The sequence below is a fragment of the Streptomyces sp. R35 genome (assembly GCF_041053035.1).
Lineage (GTDB): Bacteria > Actinomycetota > Actinomycetes > Streptomycetales > Streptomycetaceae > Streptomyces > Streptomyces lutosisoli.
This window is the reverse complement of the sequence record NZ_CP163440.1, coordinates 7,412,074-7,434,636: the sequence shown is the minus strand read 5'-3', so window position 1 is coordinate 7,434,636 and position 22,563 is coordinate 7,412,074. Positions and strand designations below refer to the sequence as shown.

The following is a 22,563-nucleotide window of genomic DNA, read 5'->3' as shown; positions in this document are numbered from 1 at the left end:
CGTCGGCCCCCGACCCTCCCAGTGCCGGTGGGCAGTGGTCCCGCATCATCCGGCCCGCCACCCGAAGGAGTGAACCCCGGAGGGGAGTTGCCGGGCAAGTTCCTCGGGCGTGTGCGACGGCCTTGACCGGCGGGCCGGTTGGACGTCGGCGACGCGCTTTGACAGTATTCGCCGCCACGCTCCACCGGAGTCGATCATTCCATGCCAAACCCGGCGCCTGAGCTGCTGGTCCGCACTGGTTCGGCGACCGATGCCAGCCTTTCGTGGGCCTTGTGAAGGGCTCGTGCAGACTGGCCGGATGCGCACTGAACTCTTTTCGGAGCCCGGCGACCCGGACCGCCCCAATGAGGACTTCGCATCGGTCGGACTTCCCGCCTCAGGACAGGGGGGTTCCCTGGTCGCCCTGGACGGCGTGACACCCCCTCAGGGCGACGACGGCTGTCTGCATTCCGTTGCCTGGTTCTCCGCGCGCCTGGGCGGAGCCCTGACCGAACTGTCCCTTTCCCGCCGGGATCTGACGCTGCCGGAGATCCTGTCCGACGCCATTCGCCGGGTGGCCGAGGCCCACGCCGACACCTGTGACCTTTCTCACCCACGCACACCCCAGGCAACCGTGGTCCTCGCGAGGTGGTCCGCGACCGAGGTCGAGTACTTGGTCCTCTCGGACTCGGCCCTGTTGCTGGAGTCCCCCACGGGCGAGGTGACCCCCCTCCTCGACGACCGCCTCTCCCGCCTCCCCCGCACCTCCCTCACCACGGACGCCGTCGCCGACGCGACCGTCCGCAACAAGGAGGGCGGCTTCTTCACCGCGGCGGCCGATCCCTCGGTGGCCGGGCGCGCGGTGACGGGCGTATTGCCGCGCACCTCCGTCCGCGCCCTGGCCGCCCTCACCGACGGCGCCACCCGCTGGGTGGAGAAGTTCCGGGAGGGCGACTGGACCGACCTGTTCACCCTCGTACGGAAGGAGGGCGGCCAGGGGCTCGTGGACCGCGTACGGGGGCTGGAGGCGGCGGACGCGGAGGCGCGGGTGTATTTGCGGCGGAGCAAGACGCATGACGATGCGACGGTGGTGTTCGTGGAGTTGTGAGCCGCCGTCATGGACCGGGCGTCGGACTGCCGCTGACGGATGGCCGGTTCTCGGGTGTCTCGGAAGCCGGGCCGTTGTCCGGTGCGACCCACACACCCACCATGGCGGTCGCCAGTGCGGTGGCCGCGGCCACGAGCACGGTGGTCGCCGGGACCGCGGTCGCGGACAGCGACCGGAAGTTGCGGATCTGTCCCCAGCGCAGGCCGGCCGCCCGGACCAGCCGGGCTTCCCAGGCCAGGCCGAGGATCAGGAAGACGGCCAGGCAGTTGCCCGTGGTCAGGAGTGCGGAGACGCCGAGGCTTCCCAGATCCCGGTCCCGGTAGAGGAGTTGGGCGAGCTCTGACGGGAGGACGACGGCCAGCAGGCACATCGCCTTGCCGATGGGAGTGCCGCCTCGGAGCCAGGAGTAGGCGTAGCCGTAGACGAAGCCGTAGAACCACCAGTGCAGGACATGGAGCCACTCGTCGATCTCGCTCGCGGCCTGAGTCGCGGCGAGCAGGGACGGCAGCGTGTACACGATCCACGGGAGGCTGAGCACGGTGAGCAGGAGGGCCGCGGCCGTGCCGTTGCTCCAGGCCGCACGGCCGCCGGAGGTGCCGAGGGCCGACAGCCGCAGCGCGACCGAGCGCTGTGGCGCCCTGTCTCGGCGGCCGAGCGCGCGCAGTGCGCGCCATCTGTCGCTCCACTGGCTGGCGGTGAGCTCGCCTTGCGCCAGAGCGGTGCGCGACGCCGTGAGGAACTCCCGACGGCTCGCGGCCAGGGTCTGGTCCTTCAACAGAGCGTGCATACGCCGGTTGTGCGCAGCGGGGCTCTTGTTGTGCAGCCGGACGGCCCCGGCCTCGGCGGCCGGCGGCAGCAGCCATGCGAAGCCCATGGCGGCGATGGCCACCGCGATGTAGAAGCCGCTTCGCTGGGCGTCCTCTTCGAACATGACGAACTGGAACTGGTCCAGGCCCGTACCCACCGCTGCCACGCCCAGTCCCAGGACGATCGTGCGGACGTACGGGGGCCATCTTCCGTCCGTTCCCCGGTACGAATGCAGGAGTATGAGGGCAACGGGGAGGCCCAGGGGCAGGATCGTCGAGAGGGGCCAGTTGGCGGCGAAGCGGGGATAGACGCCGACGGCCGACCATGGGCCGCTGTCATCCCTTACCCACACGTATGCCGAGCTCTGATCGAATGCCATCCTGGGTAGGGCCAACCCCATCAGCACCGCCAGCGCCCGAAGCTGCCATTTGGCCCAGTCCGCGGCCCGCAGAATGTGCCAGAGGAGTGCGACCCAACTGCAGAACAGGACAGCCAGGGCACAGGTGTTCGCCGCGTTCCAGGTGTCGAAGTGCGGCGAGCTCGTGGTGGCGGGCAGGCCCGTCCCAGGTCCGGCGACCAGACCGGCCAACCAGACACAGGCAGCCGCGACGACGGCCCATCGCCGCCCCGCCGGTCCCAGCGCCCCACGCCACAGGGCGTACGCCACCGAGGCCGTCACCACGGCCGTCACCGCGACCGTCACCAGAGGCATCGGCGTCCGCCCCGTGACGATGAGGACACCCACGGGCGCCAGAAGCAGGACACTCGGCACCAGCGACGGCAGCAGCTCCTGCACGCGAGGCGCGCGTCCGGTGGCCGCCCGCACCACGAAGGCCGCCAGCAGGAACGGCAGCAGCGTCCACCACCAGACGGCGAGGAACACTCCTCGACCTCTATCGACCCACCACGGCCACAGCGATACGAAGGTCTCGCTGAGCGCGTACACCAGCGTCGCCCCGGTCAGCACACCGCCCGCCACCGCCGCCACGGTCCAGCGGAGCCGAGTGGCGGACGGTGCCCAGCTCCTCACGTGGGGCACCACCAAGCAACCCATCACCGATGTCACCGCGAACAGCAGCCAAAACGCCTCCCGCTGAGCGGACTGCTGGCCCTCCAGCGCGTCGGTGAGAACCTCCGTGGCACTCCGGTCGCCCGATAGGCCGGAGTCGGGGCCCACCAGCGTGATCAGCACGGTGGCCGTCTTCGCCGGGAGCAGCAGTTCGGCGCTGTGGGCGCTCTGGCGCAGCGTGGTCGCGCCCTTGATGGCGAGGATCGTTTCCTCGGGTGCCTCGACTGTGAAGGTCCACCGGTCGTACAGGCCGCGTTCCCCCAGCCAGTGACCGTCGACATGGAGAGTGATCACGGTTCGGCCGTGGTTGCAGTCGGGGTCCTCGTACCAGCTCATGCTGGAGTAGTCGATGGCCCGGACCTTCGACTCCGGCGATTCCTGGTCGAGGCGATCGTCATCGTCCGAGGACGAGAAGCTCCCCTCCCAGCAGTCCTTGGCTCCAGCGGTGAGCTCGAACGGCAGCCAGTCGCCCAGGTCCTGGGAGTCGACCCGCAGATCCTCGACCAGTGGGTCCGCCGAACGCAGCTCCAGCGTGTGCTTCGCCGTCACCCACCACCCATGGGCGACCGATGCGGGTTTCGGGGTGACCTTCAGGCGGGTGCTGCCGGTCCGCCGCGGACGGCCCTTGGCGCGGTACTTCTTCTCGGCCGCGGCCCTCGCCCGTTCGCGCTCCTTGTCGTCCTGCGTGGCGCCGGTCTGCTCGTTCTCACGGGATACCGAGTGTTCGTACACCCGCCCCGCCGTGCTCACCCACAGCAGATGCGTCACCACGGGCGCCGACACCGCCACGACGAGCAACAGCGGTACGGCAACTGCCCGCGCGCACCGCCGGATCACTCCAGCCATCCGTCGACCCCCGTCCCCCGGAGGCGTCAGAGTAGCCGTCCCGACGGCGCTCCACAGTGGCCTTGCGCAAGCCCTCCCGGCCTACTTCTCCATACCCAGATTCAGCTGATGCAGCAGCCGCGCCAACTCCGCCACCTCGTCCTGGTCCCAGTGGGCGAGCTGGCTGACGTAGCGTGCGCGGCGGGCCTCGCGGACGCGGGTGACTCGGCTGCGGCCCTCCTCCGTGAGGTGGACGAGCCAGGCGCGGCCGTCCGCGGGGTCGGGTTCGCGGGCCACGAGGCCGAGGTCTTCCAGGGCGCGCAGCTGGCGGGACATGGTGGCCTTGCCGACGCCGATGTAGGCGGCGAGTTCCGTGGCGCGCTGGCGGCCGTACTCCTCGAGGCGTACGAGGAGTCCGTAGGCGGCGGACTCCAGGTCCGGATGGACCTCGCGAGCCATCTCCCCCTGGTTGGCGCGGGCGCGTCGCAGGAACACGGTCAACTCGCGTTCCAGGGAGAGGAACTCGTGGTCCCCGCCACCGTGCGCGGCAGGCTGGTCCGCACCGTGTCCCGACACGTCGGATTCGACCGGACGTCGGCCGTCGTTCCCGTCCTCGTGCACGTCAGCCCCTCACCCGGTTTCCCGGTCCTGAAAGTTTCCGCCAAAATTCGCCGTTACCGCAGCTCCGACAGTATTTCGCAGGCGTAGACCAACGGCAGCCTCCGGGCCCTCTTCCCACACCGTCTTCTCCGCGCCTAGCTTCTTTACCAGGCAGTTACTGGCATGCGCACGCCATCCCAGGTCGACGAGGACCTGACCCCCCACTACGGCACGCGTGCCCGAGCATTCCCCCCACCGAGCTCCACCGAGCCCTTCGGAGGCACGCACATGCCCGTGCACAGATCCGGAACGGCCCACCGCCTGCGCCCGCTCGCGGTAGGAATTCTGCTCACCGCCTTCTCCCTCCTGTTCACTCTCCCCTCCTCCGCCGCCGACGTCCCCGCCCGCGGCTCCGCCCGCATGGGCATGGGCGTTGTCGCCCACGACGGCCAGGACGGTACGCCGACCAGCGGTGACGCCACGCAGACCGAAGGTGTGGACGTGTCCGGCTATCAGGGCAACGTCGCCTGGTCGACCCTGTGGAGCAGCGGGGTCAAGTGGGCCTACACGAAGGCGACCGAGGGCACGTACTACACGAACCCGTACTTCGCCCAGCAGTACAACGGCTCATACAACGTCGGGATGATCCGCGGCTCGTACCACTTCGCCACCCCCGACACCACGAGCGGCGCCACGCAGGCCAACTACTTCGTCGACCACGGCGGCGGCTGGTCCGGTGACGGCAAGACGCTGCCCGGCGCGCTCGACATCGAGTGGAACCCGTACGGAGCCTCCTGCTACGGCAAGTCGCAGAGCGCCATGGTCAGCTGGATCAGCAGCTTCCTCACCCAGTACAAGGCACGCACCGGGCGCGACGCCGTGATCTACACGGCCACCAGCTGGTGGAGCTCCTGCACCGGCAACTACAGCGGCTTCGCCTCCGCCAACCCGCTGTGGATCGCGCGGTACGCCTCCGATCCGGGGACCCTGCCGGCCGGGTGGTCGTACTACACGATGTGGCAGTACACGTCGTCCGGACCGACCGTCGGTGACCACGACAAGTTCAACGGCGCCCTGGACCGCGTACAGGCACTCGCCAACGGCTGACGGGAAGCGGAAGGCACGCGCGTACGGCGAAGGCCCGGGCCTCCCTCACGGGACCCGGGCCTTCCCTTTCCGGTGGGCGTCACGCCGCGACCGGAAACTCCTGCTGCGCACCGTTCGTCGCCGGCGACAGTGCCAGCTCCAGGACCTGGCGGACGTCCGTGACGGCGTGGACGTCGAGCTTCTCCAGGACCTCGGCCGGGACGTCGTCCAGGTCGGGCTCGTTGCGCTTCGGGATGATGACCGTCGTGACACCCGCGCGGTGCGCGGCGAGCAGCTTCTGCTTCACGCCGCCGATGGGCAGGACACGCCCGGTCAGCGAGACCTCGCCCGTCATCGCCACGTCCGTGCGGACCAGACGGCCGGACAGGAGCGAGGCCAGCGCCGTCGTCATCGTGACGCCCGCGCTCGGACCGTCCTTCGGGACCGCGCCCGCCGGGAAGTGGATGTGCACACCCCGGTCCTTGAGGTCACCGACCGGCAGCTCCAGTTCGGCCCCGTGCGAGCGGAGGAAGGAGAGTGCGATCTGCGCGGACTCCTTCATCACGTCGCCCAGCTGGCCCGTCAGGGTCAGACCCGCCGCGCCCGTCTCCGGGTCGGCCAGCGACGCCTCCACGAAGAGGACGTCGCCGCCCGCGCCGGTGACCGCGAGCCCGGTGGCGACACCGGGGACGGCCGTACGGCGCTCGGCCGGGTCCTGGGCGGACTCGGGCACGTGGTGCGGCCGCCCGATGAGCCCGCGCAGGTCCGCGTCGGTCACCGTGAACGGCAGCTCCCGCTCACCGAGTTCGTGCTGCGCCGCGACCTTGCGGAGCAGCCGCGCTACGGCCCGCTCCAGGGTGCGCACGCCCGCTTCCCGCGTGTACTCGCCGGCGAGCTTGCGCAGCGCGCTCTCGTCGAGCGTGACCTCGTCCTTCGCCAGACCGGCCCGCTCCAGCTGGCGCGGAAGCAGGTGGTCACGGGCGATGACGACCTTCTCGTCCTCGGTGTAGCCGTCGAGGCGGACCAGCTCCATACGGTCGAGCAGGGCCTCCGGGATGGCTTCGAGCACGTTGGCCGTGGCCAGGAACACCACGTCGCTGAGGTCGAGTTCGACCTCCAGGTAGTGGTCGCGGAAGGTGTGGTTCTGGGCGGGGTCGAGGACTTCGAGCAGCGCCGCGGCCGGGTCGCCGCGGAAGTCGGAGCCCACCTTGTCGATCTCGTCGAGCAGGACCACCGGGTTCATGGACCCGGCCTCCTTGATGGCGCGGACGATACGGCCGGGCAGCGCGCCGACGTACGTACGCCGGTGTCCGCGGATCTCCGCCTCGTCCCGTACGCCACCGAGGGCGACGCGGACGAACTTGCGGCCCATGGCGTGCGCGACGGACTCGCCGAGCGACGTCTTGCCGACACCGGGCGGACCGACGAGCGCGAGCACGGCACCGCCGCGCCGCCCGCCGACCACGCCGAGCCCGCGCTCGGAGCGCCGCTTGCGCACGGCGAGGTACTCGGTGATGCGCTCCTTCACGTCCTCGAGACCGGCGTGCTCGGCGTCGAGGATCGCCTGGGCGCCCTGGATGTCGTACTCGTCCTCGGTCCGCTCGTTCCACGGCAGTTCGAGCACCGTGTCGAGCCAGGTCCGGATCCAGCTGCCCTCGGGCGACTGGTCACTGGACCGCTCCAGTTTCTCGACCTCCTTGAGCGCGGCCTCGCGGACCTTCTCGGGGAGGTCGGCGGCCTCGACGCGGGAGCGGTAGTCGTCGGACTCCTCACCGTCCGAGGAGTCGCCGTTGAGCTCGCGCAGCTCCTTGCGTACGGCCTCCAGCTGGCGGCGCAGCAGGAACTCGCGCTGCTGCTTGTCGACGCCTTCCTGGACATCCTTGGCAATGGACTCGGCGACGTCCTGCTCGGCGAGGTGCTCACGGAGCTGCTCGGTGGCGAGCTTCAGGCGGGCGACCGGGTCGGCGGTCTCCAGCAGCTCCACCTTCTGCTCGATGGACAGGAACGGGGAGTAACCGGAATTGTCGGCAAGGGCGGAAACGTCATCAATCTGCGCCACGCGGTCCACGACCTGCCAGGCGCCGCGCTTGCGCAGCCAGCTGGTGGCGAGGGCCTTGTACTCCTTGACCAGGTCGGCGACCCGGCCGGGCAACGGGTCGGGCACCGTCTCGGCGACCCGGGTGCCCTCCACCCACAGTGCGGCACCGGGACCGGTCGTCCCCGCGCCGACCTTCACGCGCCCACGCCCGCGGATCAGCGCGCCCGGGTCGCCGTCGGCCAGGCGGCCGACCTGCTCGACGGTGCCGAGCACACCCGTGCCCGCGTACGTCCCGTCGATGCGTGGCACCAGCAGGACCTGCGGCTTGCCCGGTGTCGAACGGGCGGCGGCCTGGGCGGCCTCCACCGCGGCGCGTACATCGGTGTCGTTCAGATCGAGCGGAACCACCATCCCGGGCAGCACGACCTCGTCGTCAAGTGGCAGCACGGGCAGGGTGAGCGGTGTGGACGTGGATGCCATGATCTCCCCTTAGGCAGTCAAGTTGAGCTATGCCGACTCAATGCACGTGAGCCTCCGATTGTTCCCCGGGTGGCGTTCGCTCACAGCGATCGCCCGGTACCAGGGCTTCGGCCTGCGACTTTCGTCGCCGGGCGGAGGGGTGATCACGGCGCTCCCGCGCCGCGGTGAAGCCGCGAGGCCTCCCTCTCGTCAAGTTCCGGGACGCCGCGTGAATTCCTGAGCCAGCTCGTCTCCGGCCGCGGCTACGGCACTGGTGACCAGCCGCCCGAGCAGGAAGCGGTGCACGGTCCCGGCGAACGCGGGCATACGGCGTCCCCGGACTCGCGGCCCGTGGCGTGCAGGTAGACCACCCGCTCGCCGTCCTCGGCCGGCCGGTGGGCCACGCGTCGCAGCAGCGTGCTCTTGCCGATGCCGGCCGCCCCGTAGAGCTGCACGGGGCCGCCCCCCGCCACGGCCCGGACGACATCGGCCGCCTCCTCCTCCCGCCCGATGATGTCCTGGGCAGGTCTGGGCAGCAGCGTCATGTCTTCCCGCGGAACGGGACGAGGCAGCTGTTCCCGCTGGATCAGAGTCACCGACGAGTGCGCACCCGAAAGCTGGATGAGGTGGTGTCCGACGGCTATCTGTCCCGCCACATCCCGCCCGACCTCGATCCTTACCCCCTCGTCCACGGCCTCTCCGTCCCCCTCGACCGGTGGCCGCCCGCATCGGGCGCCCGCTCGGGCCAGACAGCCTTGCGGTCCCCGTCCGTGCGGGGCAGAGCGCACGGAAGCGCACGTCACCACTCATTGCCCCGCACGCCACCCACGCACGTCGCCGGAAGCGTTTGTTCCTGCCAGAGGGTCCACACCGGCGGGCGTCCGGCCGGGGATCGCCATGGCTTCGCAGCGGCACTGCTACACGACCGCAACGGCATTCACAGGCAACGCCTGCAAACTGCAAGCGCATTCACAGCCAACGGGGACGGCAAGGCGGGGCGAACGGGAACATGGGGGACGATATGCGCGACGAGCAGCGGGGGCGGCCCGGACGCCGCGGGGTGATCGCCGGGGCCGGGGCCGTGGTGGCGGCGGGCGTCGGTGTGGCCGCGGTCAGGGCGACGACGGGCGCGAACGGGGGCGCGACGGAGGGCAAGGCGCCGGTGACGCGCACCGTGGCGCCGGCCGTCAGCCGGGCCCCGGCCAAAACGCCCCAGGCATCACCGACACCAGCAGCACCAAGGCGCACGCCACCCCCGGGCAGCCCCAACATCCTCGTCGTGGTCACCGACGACCAGCCCAAGCAGACCGAGTGGGCGACCCCGCAGACCCTCGACTGGCTCGGCGAACACGGCGTGACCTTCGAGCGGGCGCACGCCAACACCCCCCTCTGCGCGCCGTCGCGGGCGTCGATCATGTCGGGCCGTTACGCCCACAACCACGGCGTCCTCGACACCCGCCACCCCGAGCGCCTCGACCAGAACACCACCGTGCAGCGGCAGTTGTACGAGGCCGGGTACCGCACGGGCCTGTTCGGGAAGTACCTCAACTACTGGCGTACGGGCGAGAATCCGCCGCACTTCGACGAGTGGCTGCTCCAGGAGCCGGTCCGGTACTACAACGGCCACTACAACGACAACGGGACCGTCCGGAACATCCCCGGCTACAACACCACCGTCATCAAGAACCGCACCCTCGCCTTCATGGAGCGGTCCCGGGGCGACGAGCGCCCGTGGTTCGCGTATGTCGCCACGCGAGCGGCGCACGAGCTGAACATCCCGGAGAAGAAGTACGAGGGGGTCCAGGTCCCGGAGTGGGAGGGGCGGCCGTCCGTCTTCGAGGACGACAAGAGCGACAAGCCGCCGTTCCTGCGCGGCGGCGCGGCGCAGCACTCGCTCGCCGACGGACAGGCCCTGCGGGCACGGCAGTTGCGCACCCTGCTGTCCGTCGACGACGCGATGCGGGACTTCCGCGACAAGTTGCGCGCGCTGGGGCAGCTCGACAACACCCTGGTGCTGTACACGAGTGACCACGGCCTCCTCTGGGGCGACCACGGCTGGCTGCGCAAGTCGGTGCCGTACCGGCCGAGCCTGGAGGTGCCGTTCTACCTGTCCTGGCCGGGTGGCGGGCTCGGCAAGGCCAGGACCGACGACCGGCTCGTCGGCCACATCGACATCGCGCCCACGCTGCTCGACGCGGCCGGGGTCAAACCGGACACCCCGCACGACGGGCACTCGCTGCTCGGCACGAACGACCGCGATCATCTGCTCGCCGAGTGGTGGTGGAACCGCCAGGACAAGCAGCCGATCCACAGCTGGGCGACGTATGTCGGGAAGACCGAGCAGTACACGGAGTACTACCGCCTCCGCCTCGACCGGGACGGCCGGCTACCCTCCGGCGCGATCAACGCGGGCACGGACTTCGGTGGCGCGGACTCCGGTGGTGCGAACAGCGGCGAGGTCACCTTCCGCGAGTACTACGACCTGCGCGCCGACCCCTACCAGCTCACGAACCGGCTCCACGGGGCAACCGCCGTGCAGGAGAAGCTACTTGGCATCCCGGAGCTGGCCCGGCGCCTCACGGCGGCCCGGAGCGGCTGACCGGCGGGAGCGGTTACGGGGCCGTGGTTCCCAGGCAGGGCGCCGCCGCCCCGTGACCGGCCTCCCGGCCGGCGGTCCGCACCGTCCGGGAAGCGCCGCGCACCGCCCGCCAGCGCCGTACCAGCGGCCATGTCGAGATCCCGATGGCCAGAGACATCAGGTGCCCCCACTCCGTCATCGGGTCCGCGAAGGTGAGCAGGTCACCGGCGAGCATCGCGCCGAAGCCGGTCAGGACCGGCCAGCGCAGCCACGGCGACAGCAGTCCCGCGAGGGCGCCGATGCTCGCGGCGACACCGAAGCTGATGCCGTAGTCGAGGCGGTGCAGGGAGCTGTCGGGCAGATGGCCGGCCAGCACCGAGAGCCCGACCGGCACTTCGGTGGCCAGGGTCGCGACCACATGGCCGAGCAGGAAGACACCGGCCGTCCGCAGCCCGCCTATCCGCCGCTCCAGCGCGGTGAGGACGAGGAGGAACCCGATCGCGTACGGCGAGGTGATGCCGCCCGCGATCCACAGCGCGCTCGCGATCAGCACCAGCACCGGGTTCTGTACGAGGTGGGCGACGTCCGTGCTGGATCCCTGGTGCAGCGCGTGCACGACGGAGGGGTCGGCGTGGTCGGCGACGAACGAGGTGACGACGAGGACAGCCGCGTACCCGAAGGTGAAGGGGGTCCCGGTGGGGGTGGGGAACAGGCGCCAGGGGCGGACGGCACGGAGCCGGGCGAGGGCGCGCGGGGCCGCGGGAGCGCCGGTGGTGTCCGGTTCGGCCGTCGCGTCCGGAGCCGGTGCCGTCGTCGCCCGGTGGACGGGCCCGGTGCCGGAGCCGCCGCGCTGTTGCGGCACCCCGTCCAGCAGGGGCGCACCCGTCTCCGGGTCGGTGAGCGTGACGTCGGCCTGAACGGTGGTGCTCCGGTCCACGGTGAGGCGCTCCTTCCGTTGCACCCCACCCTTCGTGTCCCACGCGTCGCTGTCTATGACCGACGCCACGCACGGGGGTATTCATAGGAATTCCAGAGACAACCTCAGAAGGTCGTCAGGCGTCCGCAGTTCGTCAGACGTCCGCAGGGCCTCGGACGTCCGCGGGAAGTCCCCGTCCGTCGACGGTGATCGACCGCAGGAGCCGGTCGGCGTACGCGCGGAAGCGTCCGACCATGTCGAAGCCCTTCGGGTCGAGCACCCACTGGACCTGGAGGCCGTCCATGACGGCGGCGGTCTCCTGCGACACCGCCACGATGTCGGTGCCGGGCTTCAGTTCCCCGCTCTCGACGGCCTGCCGGAGCGGGTCGGACATGTGCTCGACGATGTCCGTGTACCGCCGGGTGAAGTACGCGTGCGCCGGGTGTCCGGGGTCGCCGGCCTCGGCGGCGAGGACGTTGAACATGCGCGTCCGGCCCAACCGTGTGCTGTTGTACTCGGCGAGCCGGACCAGGCACGCGTAGCACTCGACGGCCGAGACGAACTCGTGGGAGAAGAACTTCTCCTTGTCGTTCTCGTCGGCGCGTGCGAGAACCTGCACGAGCAGGTCCTCCTTGCTGCGGAAGTGGTGCAGCAGCCCGCCTTGGGTGATGCCGACGTCCTTGGCGATGCGGGCCAGCGAGGAGGCGTGGAAGCCCCATTGGGCGAAGTGCTCCACGGCGGTGTCGAGGATCCGCGAGCGGCGCTCGTCGCCCACGGCGTACGTACCCCTGCCCGCGGACGCGGCCTTCCGCTCCGGTGACCTCTCGCCCGACCTCTCGTTCTGCGCCATGCCCGCCACCATAGCCCGCGTGCGGAACCCTTTTCCGGGCGCCGCGGACCGGTGATTACACGAGTAAGCCAGGACCCTTTTTCAAGCCATGTGCAGCGTGATTCTGGCCACGCGCGCAAAACCTAGTACCTACTCGGTTTTGCTGTTTCCCTAGGGGCGCCGGTGCGGCAAGGAAGCCGCCCACGTCCCCATGGAGAGCCGCCATGGCCGTCACGCCAGACGCCTCGCTCGGTGCCCGCTCGCCCGAGCTCCCCGCGCAGGACACGCCTTGCCCCGAGGCCCCCGCGACCACGGAGAACGCCCCCGCCAAGCTCGTCCTCGGACTCGCCTTCGCCCAGTTCGGCGCCTATCTCGCCGTCCTCACCCCGGTGATGGTCACCCTCGCCCTGCGGGTCAGCCAGATCGTCCCGGAGGACGACCGCAGCACCGCGCTCGGCCAGGTGCTGGCCCTCGGCGCCCTGCTCGCGATGCTCGCCAACCCGGTCTTCGGTGCCCTGTCCGACCGCACGACGGGCCGATTCGGCCGCCGCCGGCCCTGGTTGATCGGCGGCATGCTGGCGGGTCTCGGCGGCCTCGTGGTCGTCGCGCTCGGCTCCAGCGTCCTGACGCTGATGTTCGGCTGGGCGCTCGCACAGCTCGGCATCAACGCCGCCCTGGCCGCGCTGACCTCCTGCATCCCGGACCTGATCCCCCAGCAGCAGATGGGCCGCGTCTCCGGGATGATCGGCATGGCGACACCGTTCGCGATCATCTGCGGTTCCGCGCTGGCCCAGGCGTTCAGCGGCTCGATGGCCCTCGCCTTCGTCGTCCCCGGCGTCATCGGCCTCGTCTCCGTCGGCTGCCTCGCCGCCGTGATGAAGGACCGTCCGGCCCGGGCCGGAGCCTTCGAGCCCTACAGCGTCAAGGAGTTCCTGCGCAGCTTCTGGGTCAACCCGCGCAGGCACCCCGACTTCGCGTGGAACTTCGCCGGGCGCTTCCTGGTCTTCACCGGCGCCTCCTGCGTGACCAGCTACCAGGTCTACTTCCTGATGGACCGCCTCGGCTACAGCGACGACGACGTCTCCGGCAAGGTCCTCGTCGGCTCCCTCGCCATGGTCGGCGCGATCGTGTGCGGCTCGCTGCTCGGCGGCCAGCTCTCCGACCGGTCGGGCCGCCGCAAGCCGTACGTCCTCGGCTCCTCGCTCGTCATGGCCGCCGGCCTCGGGATCATCGCCTCGGCGCAGTCCTTCGGCATGTACGTCGTCGCCCTGGTCGTCTTCGGCTTCGGTGAGGGCCTTTATCTCTCTGTCGACATGGCGCTCGCCGCCGCGGTCCTCCCCAACCCCGAGGAGTCCGCCAAGGACATGGGCGTGCTGAACATCGGCAACGCCCTCCCCCAGTCCCTCGTCCCCATGGTCGCCCCCGCCTTCCTCGCGATCGGCGGCGGCGGCAACTACGGCGCGCTGTTCCTCTTCGGCGCGGTCGCCGCCGTACTGGGCGCCCTCGCCGTCCAGTTCGTCCGCTCCGTCAAGTAGCCCCCGTACGAAGGAAGCAAGGAACCCGGGATGACCACGCCCACCTACCGCGATCCGCACCGCCCCGTCGACGAGCGTGTCGAAGACCTGCTCGCCCGGATGACCCTGGAGGAGAAGGCGGGCCAGCTCTTCCACACGATGCTCAGCATGGGCCCCGGCGGAACCCTCGCCGAAGAGGGCACGTTCCTCCAGTGCGGCACCACCGAGCTGGTCGCCGAACGGCAGTTGACCCACTTCAACCTGATCGGCCAGGGCAGCGCCCGCGAGATGGCCACGTGGGTCAATCGCGTCCAGGGGCTCGCCGCGAGCACCCGGCTCGGCATCCCGCTCACCCTCTCCACCGACCCGCGCCACGCGTTCACCGAAAACCCGGGCGCCTCTTTCCTGGCCGGGGACTTCTCGGCTTGGCCCGAGCCGCTGGGTCTGGCCGCAATCGGGGACGCGGAGCTGGTGGAGCGGTTCGCGGACACGGTCCGCCGCGAGTACCTGGCGGTCGGCTTCCGGGTCGCGCTGCACCCGCAGATCGACCTGGCGACGGAGCCTCGCTGGTCACGGCAGTCGGGCACGTTCGGTTCCAGCGCTGATCTCTCGAGCGAGTTGGTACGGGCGTACATCCGCGGCCTCCAAGGCCCACAGCTCGGCCCGGAGTCCGTCGCCGCCATGGTCAAGCACTTCCCGGGCGGCGGCCCGCAGAAGGACGGCGAGGACCCGCACTTCCCGCACGGCAAGGAGCAGGTCTACCCGGGCGGCCTGCGCGACTACCACCTGGAACCCTTCAAGGCCGCGATCGAAGCCGGCTGTTCGCAGATGATGCCGTACTACGGCCAGCCCGTCGGCACCGACTGGGAGGAGGTCGGCTTCGGCTTCAACAAGGACGTCCTGACCGGCCTGCTGCGCGAGCGCCTCGGCTTCGAGGGGATCGTCTGCACCGACTGGGGCCTGCTCAACGACGCCGAGATCCTCGGCGAACCGGCCGCCGCCCGCGCGTGGGGGGTCGAGCACCTGAGCGTCGCCGAGCGCGCGGCGAAGGCGCTGGACGCGGGCACCGACCAGTTCGGCGGCGAGCAGTGCCCGGAGCTGATCGTGGACCTGGTCCGCTCCGGCCGTATCTCCGAGGAGCGGATCGACGCGTCCGTACGGCGGCTGCTGCGCGAGAAGTTCGCCCTCGGGCTCTTCGAGAACCCGTACGTCGACGTGGACAAGGCCGAGGAGATCGTGGGCGCGAGTGAATTCACCGCCCTTGGTGAGGCCGCCCAGCGCCGCTCCCTCACCGTCCTGGCCAACCGCACCCTGCTGCCGCTGGCCGGCCGCCCGAACCTCTACGTCCAGGGCGTGAGCGAGCAGACGGCGGCGGCGTACGGCAATGTCGTCGCCGACCCGGCCGAAGCGGACGTGGCCGTACTGCGGTTGGGCACCCCCTACGAGCAACGGCCCGGCACCTTCGAGTCGTTCTTCCACGCGGGTTCGCTCGCCTTCCCCGAGGAGGAGTTGAAGGAGATCCTGCGGCTGCTCGACACGACGCCCACGCTGGTGTGCGTCAACCTGGAGCGGCCCGCCGTCCTCCCCGAGATCGCCGCGAAGGCGGCCGCCCTGGTCGCCGACTACGGCGCGAGCGACGCGGCCCTCCTCGACGTCGCCTTCGGACGGGCGCGGGCCCAGGGACGCCTGCCGTTCGAACTGCCGCGCTCCATGGCGGCGGTGGAGGCCTCCCGGCCGGACGTGCCCAACGACACGGTGGATCCGGTGTTCCCCTGCGGGCACGGGATCCAGCTCTGAAGTCGTAAACCGGTGGCCTGTCCTGGCGTAACTGCCAGGATGGGAACCATGACTGCCTCGTACGACATCCCTGTAGTCATCGATCGCCGGGAGGGCCCGTACGGCGAGGTCGTGCTGCGGCGCCACGGCGCGCTGCTGCAGATCATCGCCAACGGGTGCTTCCTGATGGACACCTCCGACGGCCGCTCGGAGCGGCTGCTCGTCGACGCCGCGTACGACGCGCTGGACGGGCGCCCGGCGCCGAGCCTGCTGATCGGGGGGCTCGGCGTCGGGTTCTCACTCGCGCACGCCGCCGCGGACCCCCGGTGGGGGCGCATCACGGTGGTCGAACGCGAGCCGGCCATCATCGACTGGCATCGCGACGGACCGCTGTCCGTGCTCTCCGCCGGGGCGCTCGCCGACCCGCGTACGGAAATCGTCAGGACTGATCTGGTCGCCTACGTCAATGAGATCTCCGACACGTACGACGCGCTCTGCCTCGACATCGACAACGGGCCCGGCTGGACGGTCACGGACGGCAATGAGGGCCTCTACACGAAGGCCGGACTGGCAAGCTGCGCAAGGGCGTTGAGGCCCGGCGGGGTACTCGCGGTGTGGTCCGCGCAGCCCTCTCCGGAATTTGAAGAAACCTTGCGGAATGCCGGGTTCCAGCGGGTGCGTACCGAACAGATCCCGGTTGCCCGGGGCGTTCCGGACGTCGTACATCTCGCAATCGGGCCTGGATAGCCGAGGCACGGTGACTGCCCGTACCCTGCTTGCCTGACGCAGATCATTCAAGCGTCAAGCGCAGTCATGGGATCACCCCACGGATTCCGGAAAGCACACCTCAGGGGCGGGCGATGGAGCAGACACACACCTCCCACAACGGCACGGCGGCGACGCCGGGCGCTCAGCGGCGGGTACTGGTGGTCGAGGACGACCCGACAATCGTCGACGCCATCGCGGCCCGCCTGCGCGCCGAGGGATTCCTGGTGCAAACCGCGGGCGACGGTCCGGCCGCCGTCGACACCGCCGAGGCCTGGCAGCCCGATCTGCTGATCCTCGACATCATGCTGCCCGGCTTCGACGGCCTGGAGGTCTGCCGCCGCGTGCAGGCCCAGCGCCCGGTGCCGGTGCTGATGCTCACCGCGCGCGACGACGAGACCGACATGCTGGTCGGGCTCGGCGTCGGCGCCGACGACTACATGACCAAGCCGTTCTCGATGCGTGAGCTGGCCGCGCGCGTGCACGTCCTGCTGCGCCGGGTGGAGCGTGCCGTCGTGGCCGCCTCGACGCCGCGCAGCGGGATCCTGCGGCTCGGCGAGCTGGAGATCGACCACGCGCAGCGCCGGGTGCGGGTGCGGAGCGAGGACGTGCACCTCACCCCCACCGAGTTCGACCTGCTGGTCTGCCTCGCGAACACCCCGCGTGCCGTGCTCTCGCGCGAGCAGCTGCTCGCCGAGGTGTGGGACTGGGCGGACGCCTCCGGTACCCGGACCGTGGACAGCCACATCAAGGCACTGCGCCGGAAGATCGGCGCCGAGCGGATCCGCACGGTCCACGGCGTGGGCTATGCGCTGGAGACCCCGACTCCCTGAGCCGGGCCTTCGCCGGGGCCTTCGTGAGAGCCTGTGTCTGCTCTCCCGCCGTGCACCCGGCCCGGGAGCAGACAGAGGGCTCTGAGGGGGCTGATGTGATGAGCGGGTTCGGGGAACGCAAGAACGACAACCCCTGGGGCGGCGTACGTCCCTTCTCGATCAAGACGAAGCTCGGGTTCCTGGTCGTCGTCTCGGTCTTCATCACCACCGGTCTGCTGATGATCGCGGTGCGCACCGAGACGGAGCTGCGCTTCATCACGGTCTTCTCGATGATCGCCACACTGCTGATAACGCAGTTCGTGGCCCATTCGCTCACCGCCCCGCTGGACGAGATGAACGCGGTGGCCCGGTCCATCTCGCACGGCGACTACACGCGCCGGGTGAGCGACAGCCGCCGCGACGAGCTGGGCGACCTGGCCGAGACGATCAACCTGATGGCCGACGAGCTGGAAGCCCAGGACCGCCAGCGCAAGGAGCTCGTGGCGAATGTCTCGCACGAGCTGCGCACCCCCATCGCGGGCCTGCGCGCGGTCCTGGAGAACGTTGTGGACGGTGTCTCCGCCGCCGACCCCGAGACGATGCGTACGGCCCTGAAGCAGACGGAGCGGCTCGGGCGGCTCGTGGAGACCCTTCTCGACCTGTCCAGGCTGGACAACGGCGTCGTACCGCTGCATACGAGGCGTTTCGAGATCTGGCCCTATCTCTCCGGCGTGCTCAAGGAGGCCAACATGGTCGCCTCCGCGCGCGCGGGCATCGCCTCGGGCTCCGGCAGCCACACCCGCACCGACGTCCATCTGCACCTCGACGTGTCCCCGCCCGAGCTGACGGCGCTCGCGGACCCGGAGCGGATCCACCAGGTCGTCGCCAATCTCATCGACAACGCGGTCAAGCACAGCCCGCCACACGGCCGGGTGACGGTGAAGGCACGGCGGGGCTCCTACCCGGAGTCACTGGCCCTGGAGGTCCTGGACGAGGGGCCCGGCATTCCGAAGTCGGAGTGGCACCGGGTCTTCGAGCGGTTCAACCGGGGCGGGGTGCCCTCGCCGCACGGTCCCGGCAGCGACGGCGGTACGGGGCTGGGCCTGGCCATCGCGCGCTGGGCGGTCGATCTGCACGGCGGCCGGATCGGTGTGGCCGAATCCCAGCGGGGTTGCCGGATCCAGGTCATCCTTCCGGGGCTTCCTTCTCTGCCAAGTTGACGTAAAGTTCGAACCGGAGCCACAAGATCCATCAGTGTCGCCACTGGCGGACACGTGTGATCAGGCTCCCATCAGGCAGTGGGCCGCGTGAGTCGTGCCGCGACCCCGGATCGACGTGCCCATTCCAATGCGGAACCACGCTTGTTTCCCGCCATTTCCACAGCCGAAACACGGTTTCCGATGTGACTTACACGACGTTGGACCGGCCCGGCCTGACCTTCTCGGCCAGGGAGGCGTAGCCTTTATTCCCGCTGTCCATCACCTTGTGAAGCGGAAGAGGGCGGTTGCCGCCGTGTCGCCACAGTCCCCCAGTAACTCGAGCATCTCGACCGACACCGACCAAGCCGGGAAGAATCCCACGGCTGCGTTCGGCGCCAATGAGTGGCTCGTCGACGAGATCTATCAGCAGTACCTCCAGGACCCGAATTCGGTAGACCGCGCCTGGTGGGACTTCTTCGCCGATTACAAGCCCGGGGCGGCTGCCGCCTCGGCTCCGGCGGGTACTGCGGCCGCGGGGGCCGCAGGGACCACCCCGGCGGCCCCGGCCGCGCCGGCCGCCCCTGCGGCGCCCGCGGCTCCCCCGGCTCCGGTTCAGGCCGCTCCCCCGGCCGCCGCGCCGGCTCCGGTGGCCCCGAAGCCCGCCGCCGCTGCTCCGGCCCCGGCCGCTGCCCCGGCTCCCGCGAAGGCCGCTCCGGCCGCCGCCAAGCCGCAGGCCGCGCCCGCGACCCAGGCCCCGGCCCTTGCCGGTCCCGAGTTCGTGACGCTGCGCGGCCCCGCCGCCGCGGTCGCGAAGAATATGAACGCCTCGATCGAGGTGCCGACGGCCACGTCCGTCCGCGCGGTCCCGGTGAAGCTGCTCTTCGACAACCGCATCGTCATCAACAACCACCTGAAGCGCGCCCGGGGCGGGAAGATCTCCTTCACCCACCTCATCGGCTACGCGATGGTGCAGGCCATCAAGGCCATGCCGTCGATGAACTACTCCTTCCAGGAGAAGGACGGCAAGCCGACCCTGGTCAAGCCGGAGCACGTCAACTTCGGCCTCGCCATCGACCTGGTGAAGCCCAACGGCGACCGCCAGCTGGTCGTCGCGGGCATCAAGAAGGCCGAGACGCTGAACTTCTTCGAGTTCTGGCAGGCCTACGAGGACATCGTCCGCCGCGCCCGTGACGGCAAGCTGACGATGGACGACTTCACCGGTGTCACGGTCTCCCTGACCAACCCCGGCGGCCTCGGCACCGTCCACTCGGTCCCGCGTCTGATGCCCGGCCAGTCGGTGATCATGGGCGTCGGCTCCATGGACTACCCGGCGGAGTTCCAGGGCACCTCCCAGGACACCCTGAACAAGCTCGGCATCTCGAAGGTCATGACGCTCACGTCGACCTACGACCACCGGGTGATCCAGGGCGCCGCCTCCGGCGAGTTCCTGCGCATCGTCGCGAACCTGCTGCTCGGCGAGGGCGGCTTCTTCGACGAGATCTTCGAGTCGCTGCGGATTCCGTACGAGCCGGTCCGCTGGCTCAAGGACATCGACGCCAGCCACGACGACGACGTCACGAAGGCCGCCCGGGTCTTCGAGCTGATCCACTCCTACCGGGTCCGCGGCCACGTCATGGCCGACACCGACCCGCTGGAGTACCGCCAGCGCAAGCACCCCGACCTGGACATCACCGAGCACGGGCTCACCCTGTGGGACCTGGAGCGCGAGTTCGCGGTCGGCGGTTTCGCGGGCAAGTCCCTGATGAAGCTGCGCGACATCCTCGGCGTGCTGCGCGACTCGTACTGCCGCACCACCGGCGTCGAGTTCATGCACATCCAGGACCCGAAGCAGCGCAAGTGGATCCAGGACCGGATCGAGCGCTCACACTCCAAGCCGGAGCGCGAGGAGCAGCTGCGCATCCTGCGCCGGCTGAACGCGGCGGAGGCCTTCGAGACCTTCCTGCAGACGAAGTACGTCGGCCAGAAGCGCTTCAGCCTGGAGGGCGGCGAGTCCGTCATCCCGCTGCTGGACGCCGTCATCGACAGCGCGGCCGAGTCGCGCCTCGACGAGGTCGTCATCGGCATGGCCCACCGCGGCCGGCTGAACGTCCTCGCCAACATCGTCGGCAAGTCGTACGCGCAGATCTTCCGCGAGTTCGAGGGCAACCTCGACCCGAAGTCGATGCACGGCTCCGGCGATGTGAAGTACCACCTGGGCGCCACCGGCACCTTCACCGGTCTGGACGGCGAGCAGATCAAGGTCTCGCTGGCCGCCAACCCGTCCCACCTGGAGACGGTCGACCCGGTCATCGAGGGCATCACCCGCGCCAAGCAGGACATCATCAACAAGGGCGGCACGGACTTCACCGTCCTGCCGGTCGCCCTGCACGGTGACGCGGCCTTCGCGGGCCAGGGTGTGGTCGCCGAGACGCTCAACATGTCGCAGCTGCGCGGCTACCGCACGGGCGGCACGGTCCACATCGTCATCAACAACCAGGTCGGCTTCACCGCCGCCCCGGAGTCGTCGCGCTCCTCCATGTACGCCACCGACGTGGCCCGCATGATCGAGGCGCCGATCTTCCACGTGAACGGCGACGACCCCGAGGCCGTCGTCCGCGTCGCCCGTCTGGCCTTCGAGTTCCGTCAGGCGTTCAACAAGGACGTCGTGATCGACCTCATCTGCTACCGCCGTCGCGGTCACAACGAGTCGGACAACCCGGCGTTCACGCAGCCGCTGATGTACGACCTGATCGACAAGAAGCGCTCGGTGCGCAAGCTCTACACCGAGTCCCTGATCGGTCGCGGCGACATCACCCTGGAAGAGGCCGAGCAGGCGCTGCAGGACTTCCAGGGCCAGCTGGAGAAGGTCTTCACCGAGGTCCGCGAGGCCGTCTCGGCTCCGGCCGAGGTGCACGTTCCCGACGCGCAGCCCGAGTTCCCGGTGGCCGTGCAGACCGCGGTCTCCCAGGAGGTCGTGAAGCGGATCGCCGAGTCCCAGGTCAACATCCCCGACCACGTCACCGTGCACCCGCGGCTGCTGCCGCAGCTCCAGCGCCGGGCGTCGATGATCGAGGACGACACGATCGACTGGGGCATGGGCGAGACTCTCGCCATCGGCTCGCTGCTGCTTGAGGGCACCCCCGTCCGTCTGTCGGGCCAGGACTCCCGCCGCGGCACCTTCGGCCAGCGCCACGCGGTGCTGATCGACCGGGTCACGGGCGAGGACTACACCCCGCTCCAGTACCTCTCCGACGAGCAGGCCCGCCTGAACGTCTACGACTCGCTGCTCTCCGAGTACGCGGTCATGGGCTTCGAGTACGGCTACTCGCTGGCCCGTCCCGAGTCCCTCGTGATGTGGGAGGCGCAGTTCGGCGACTTCGTCAACGGCGCGCAGACGGTCGTCGACGAGTACATCTCGGCCGCCGAGCAGAAGTGGGGCCAGACGTCCGGCGTCACCCTGCTCCTCCCGCACGGCTACGAGGGCCAGGGCCCGGACCACTCCTCGGCCCGCATCGAGCGCTTCCTCCAGCTGTGCGCGCAGAACAACATGACGGTCGCCCAGCCGACGCTCCCGTCGAACTACTTCCACCTCCTGCGGTGGCAGGTGCACAACCCGCACCACAAGCCGCTGGTGGTCTTCACCCCGAAGTCGATGCTGCGCCTCAAGGCCGCGGCCTCGAAGACGGAGGAGTTCACGACGGGCGCGTTCCGTCCGGTCATCGGCGACGACACGATCGTCGACGCCTCGGCGGTCCGCAAGGTCGTCTTCTGCGCCGGCAAGCTGTACTACGACCTCGAGGCCGAGCGGAAGAAGCGCGGTGTCACGGACACAGCCATCATCCGCATCGAGCGCCTGTACCCGCTGGCGGGTGCGGAGCTCCAGGCGGAGATCGCCAAGTACCCGAACGCCGAGAAGTACCTGTGGGCCCAGGAGGAGCCGGCGAACCAGGGCGCGTGGCCCTTCATCGCCCTCAACCTGATCGACCACCTGGACCTGGCGGTCGGCGCCGACATCCCGCACGGCGAGCGCCTGCGCCGCATCTCCCGCCCGGCCGGCTCGTCCCCGGCCGTGGGTTCCGCGAAGCGGCACCAGGCGGAGCAGGAGCAGCTGGTGCGTGAGGTGTTCGAAGCCTGACGGGCTGTCTGTACAGAGTCTGACGGGTTGTACGTACGAAGGGCCCGGCGCCGAGTCATCAGGACTCG

The 22,563-nt window shown here is 70.1% G+C and carries 15 protein-coding genes; 9 read left to right on the top strand and 6 right to left on the bottom strand.

What is annotated here, in order from left to right:
- The first annotated feature begins 298 nt into the window (after positions 1-298).
- The gene (locus AB5J50_RS33750) at positions 299-1,087 is read left to right on the top strand and encodes a protein phosphatase 2C domain-containing protein (protein ID WP_369262099.1); all 789 of its coding nucleotides are present in this window, start codon (positions 299-301) and stop codon (positions 1,085-1,087) included.
- Between the two features lie 7 nt (positions 1,088-1,094).
- Here AB5J50_RS33750 and AB5J50_RS33745 read toward each other — a convergent pair whose 3' ends face one another.
- Both AB5J50_RS33745 and AB5J50_RS33740 read right to left on the bottom strand, forming a co-directional pair.
- A complete protein-coding gene (locus AB5J50_RS33745; RefSeq protein WP_369262098.1) occupies positions 1,095-3,809 on the bottom strand; it encodes a hypothetical protein in 2,715 nt (904 codons plus the stop codon).
- An 81-nt stretch (positions 3,810-3,890) separates the two neighbouring features.
- Complete coding sequence (locus tag AB5J50_RS33740; protein WP_327431694.1) at positions 3,891-4,409, bottom strand: MarR family transcriptional regulator; 519 nt, start codon at positions 4,407-4,409, stop codon at positions 3,891-3,893.
- 267 nt (positions 4,410-4,676) lie between these two features.
- Here AB5J50_RS33740 and AB5J50_RS33735 point away from each other — a divergent pair, with 267 nt between their 5' ends.
- Positions 4,677-5,495, top strand: a complete 819-nt coding sequence (locus AB5J50_RS33735; RefSeq protein WP_369262097.1) for a lysozyme — start codon at positions 4,677-4,679, stop codon at positions 5,493-5,495.
- A 79-nt stretch (positions 5,496-5,574) separates the two neighbouring features.
- Here the strand turns inward: AB5J50_RS33735 and lon are convergent, their stop codons facing one another.
- Both lon and AB5J50_RS33725 read right to left on the bottom strand, forming a co-directional pair.
- The gene (lon, locus tag AB5J50_RS33730; protein WP_369262095.1) at positions 5,575-7,992 is read right to left on the bottom strand and encodes an endopeptidase La; all 2,418 of its coding nucleotides are present in this window, start codon (positions 7,990-7,992) and stop codon (positions 5,575-5,577) included.
- A gap of 242 nt (positions 7,993-8,234) precedes the next feature.
- Positions 8,235-8,663, bottom strand: coding sequence for a hypothetical protein (locus tag AB5J50_RS33725; RefSeq protein ID WP_369262093.1), 429 nt, complete (start codon positions 8,661-8,663; stop codon positions 8,235-8,237).
- 329 nt (positions 8,664-8,992) lie between these two features.
- Here AB5J50_RS33725 and AB5J50_RS33720 point away from each other — a divergent pair, with 329 nt between their 5' ends.
- The gene (locus AB5J50_RS33720) at positions 8,993-10,570 is read left to right on the top strand and encodes a sulfatase (protein ID WP_369262091.1); all 1,578 of its coding nucleotides are present in this window, start codon (positions 8,993-8,995) and stop codon (positions 10,568-10,570) included.
- Between the two features lie 13 nt (positions 10,571-10,583).
- On the opposite strand, the gene AB5J50_RS33715 is transcribed toward AB5J50_RS33720, so the two are convergent.
- Positions 10,584-11,486 carry a rhomboid-like protein gene (locus AB5J50_RS33715; protein WP_369262089.1) on the bottom strand — a complete coding sequence of 301 codons (903 nt, stop codon included), beginning with the start codon at positions 11,484-11,486 and terminating at the stop codon, positions 10,584-10,586.
- Between the two features lie 133 nt (positions 11,487-11,619).
- Positions 11,620-12,315: a TetR/AcrR family transcriptional regulator gene (locus AB5J50_RS33710; protein ID WP_369262087.1), complete on the bottom strand. Its 696-nt coding sequence runs from the start codon at positions 12,313-12,315 to the stop codon at positions 11,620-11,622.
- Positions 12,316-12,518: 203 nt separating this feature from the next.
- Here AB5J50_RS33710 and AB5J50_RS33705 point away from each other — a divergent pair, with 203 nt between their 5' ends.
- The 6 genes from AB5J50_RS33705 (at position 12,519) to AB5J50_RS33680 (ending at position 22,495) form a co-directional block, all read left to right on the top strand.
- A complete protein-coding gene (locus AB5J50_RS33705) occupies positions 12,519-13,829 on the top strand; it encodes an MFS transporter (RefSeq protein ID WP_369262085.1) in 1,311 nt (436 codons plus the stop codon).
- 30 nt (positions 13,830-13,859) lie between these two features.
- The gene (locus tag AB5J50_RS33700) at positions 13,860-15,605 is read left to right on the top strand and encodes a glycoside hydrolase family 3 protein (RefSeq protein WP_369262083.1); all 1,746 of its coding nucleotides are present in this window, start codon (positions 13,860-13,862) and stop codon (positions 15,603-15,605) included.
- 48 nt (positions 15,606-15,653) lie between these two features.
- On the top strand, positions 15,654-16,331 hold the full coding sequence (locus AB5J50_RS33695) for a spermidine synthase (RefSeq protein ID WP_369262081.1): 678 nt from the start codon (positions 15,654-15,656) through the stop codon (positions 16,329-16,331).
- A 113-nt stretch (positions 16,332-16,444) separates the two neighbouring features.
- Positions 16,445-17,182 carry a response regulator transcription factor gene (locus AB5J50_RS33690; RefSeq protein WP_054236710.1) on the top strand — a complete coding sequence of 246 codons (738 nt, stop codon included), beginning with the start codon at positions 16,445-16,447 and terminating at the stop codon, positions 17,180-17,182.
- A 98-nt stretch (positions 17,183-17,280) separates the two neighbouring features.
- Complete coding sequence (locus AB5J50_RS33685; protein ID WP_369262079.1) at positions 17,281-18,381, top strand: ATP-binding protein; 1,101 nt, start codon at positions 17,281-17,283, stop codon at positions 18,379-18,381.
- 292 nt (positions 18,382-18,673) lie between these two features.
- Complete coding sequence (locus tag AB5J50_RS33680) at positions 18,674-22,495, top strand: multifunctional oxoglutarate decarboxylase/oxoglutarate dehydrogenase thiamine pyrophosphate-binding subunit/dihydrolipoyllysine-residue succinyltransferase subunit (RefSeq protein WP_369262078.1); 3,822 nt, start codon at positions 18,674-18,676, stop codon at positions 22,493-22,495.
- The last annotated feature ends 68 nt before the right edge of the window (positions 22,496-22,563 follow it).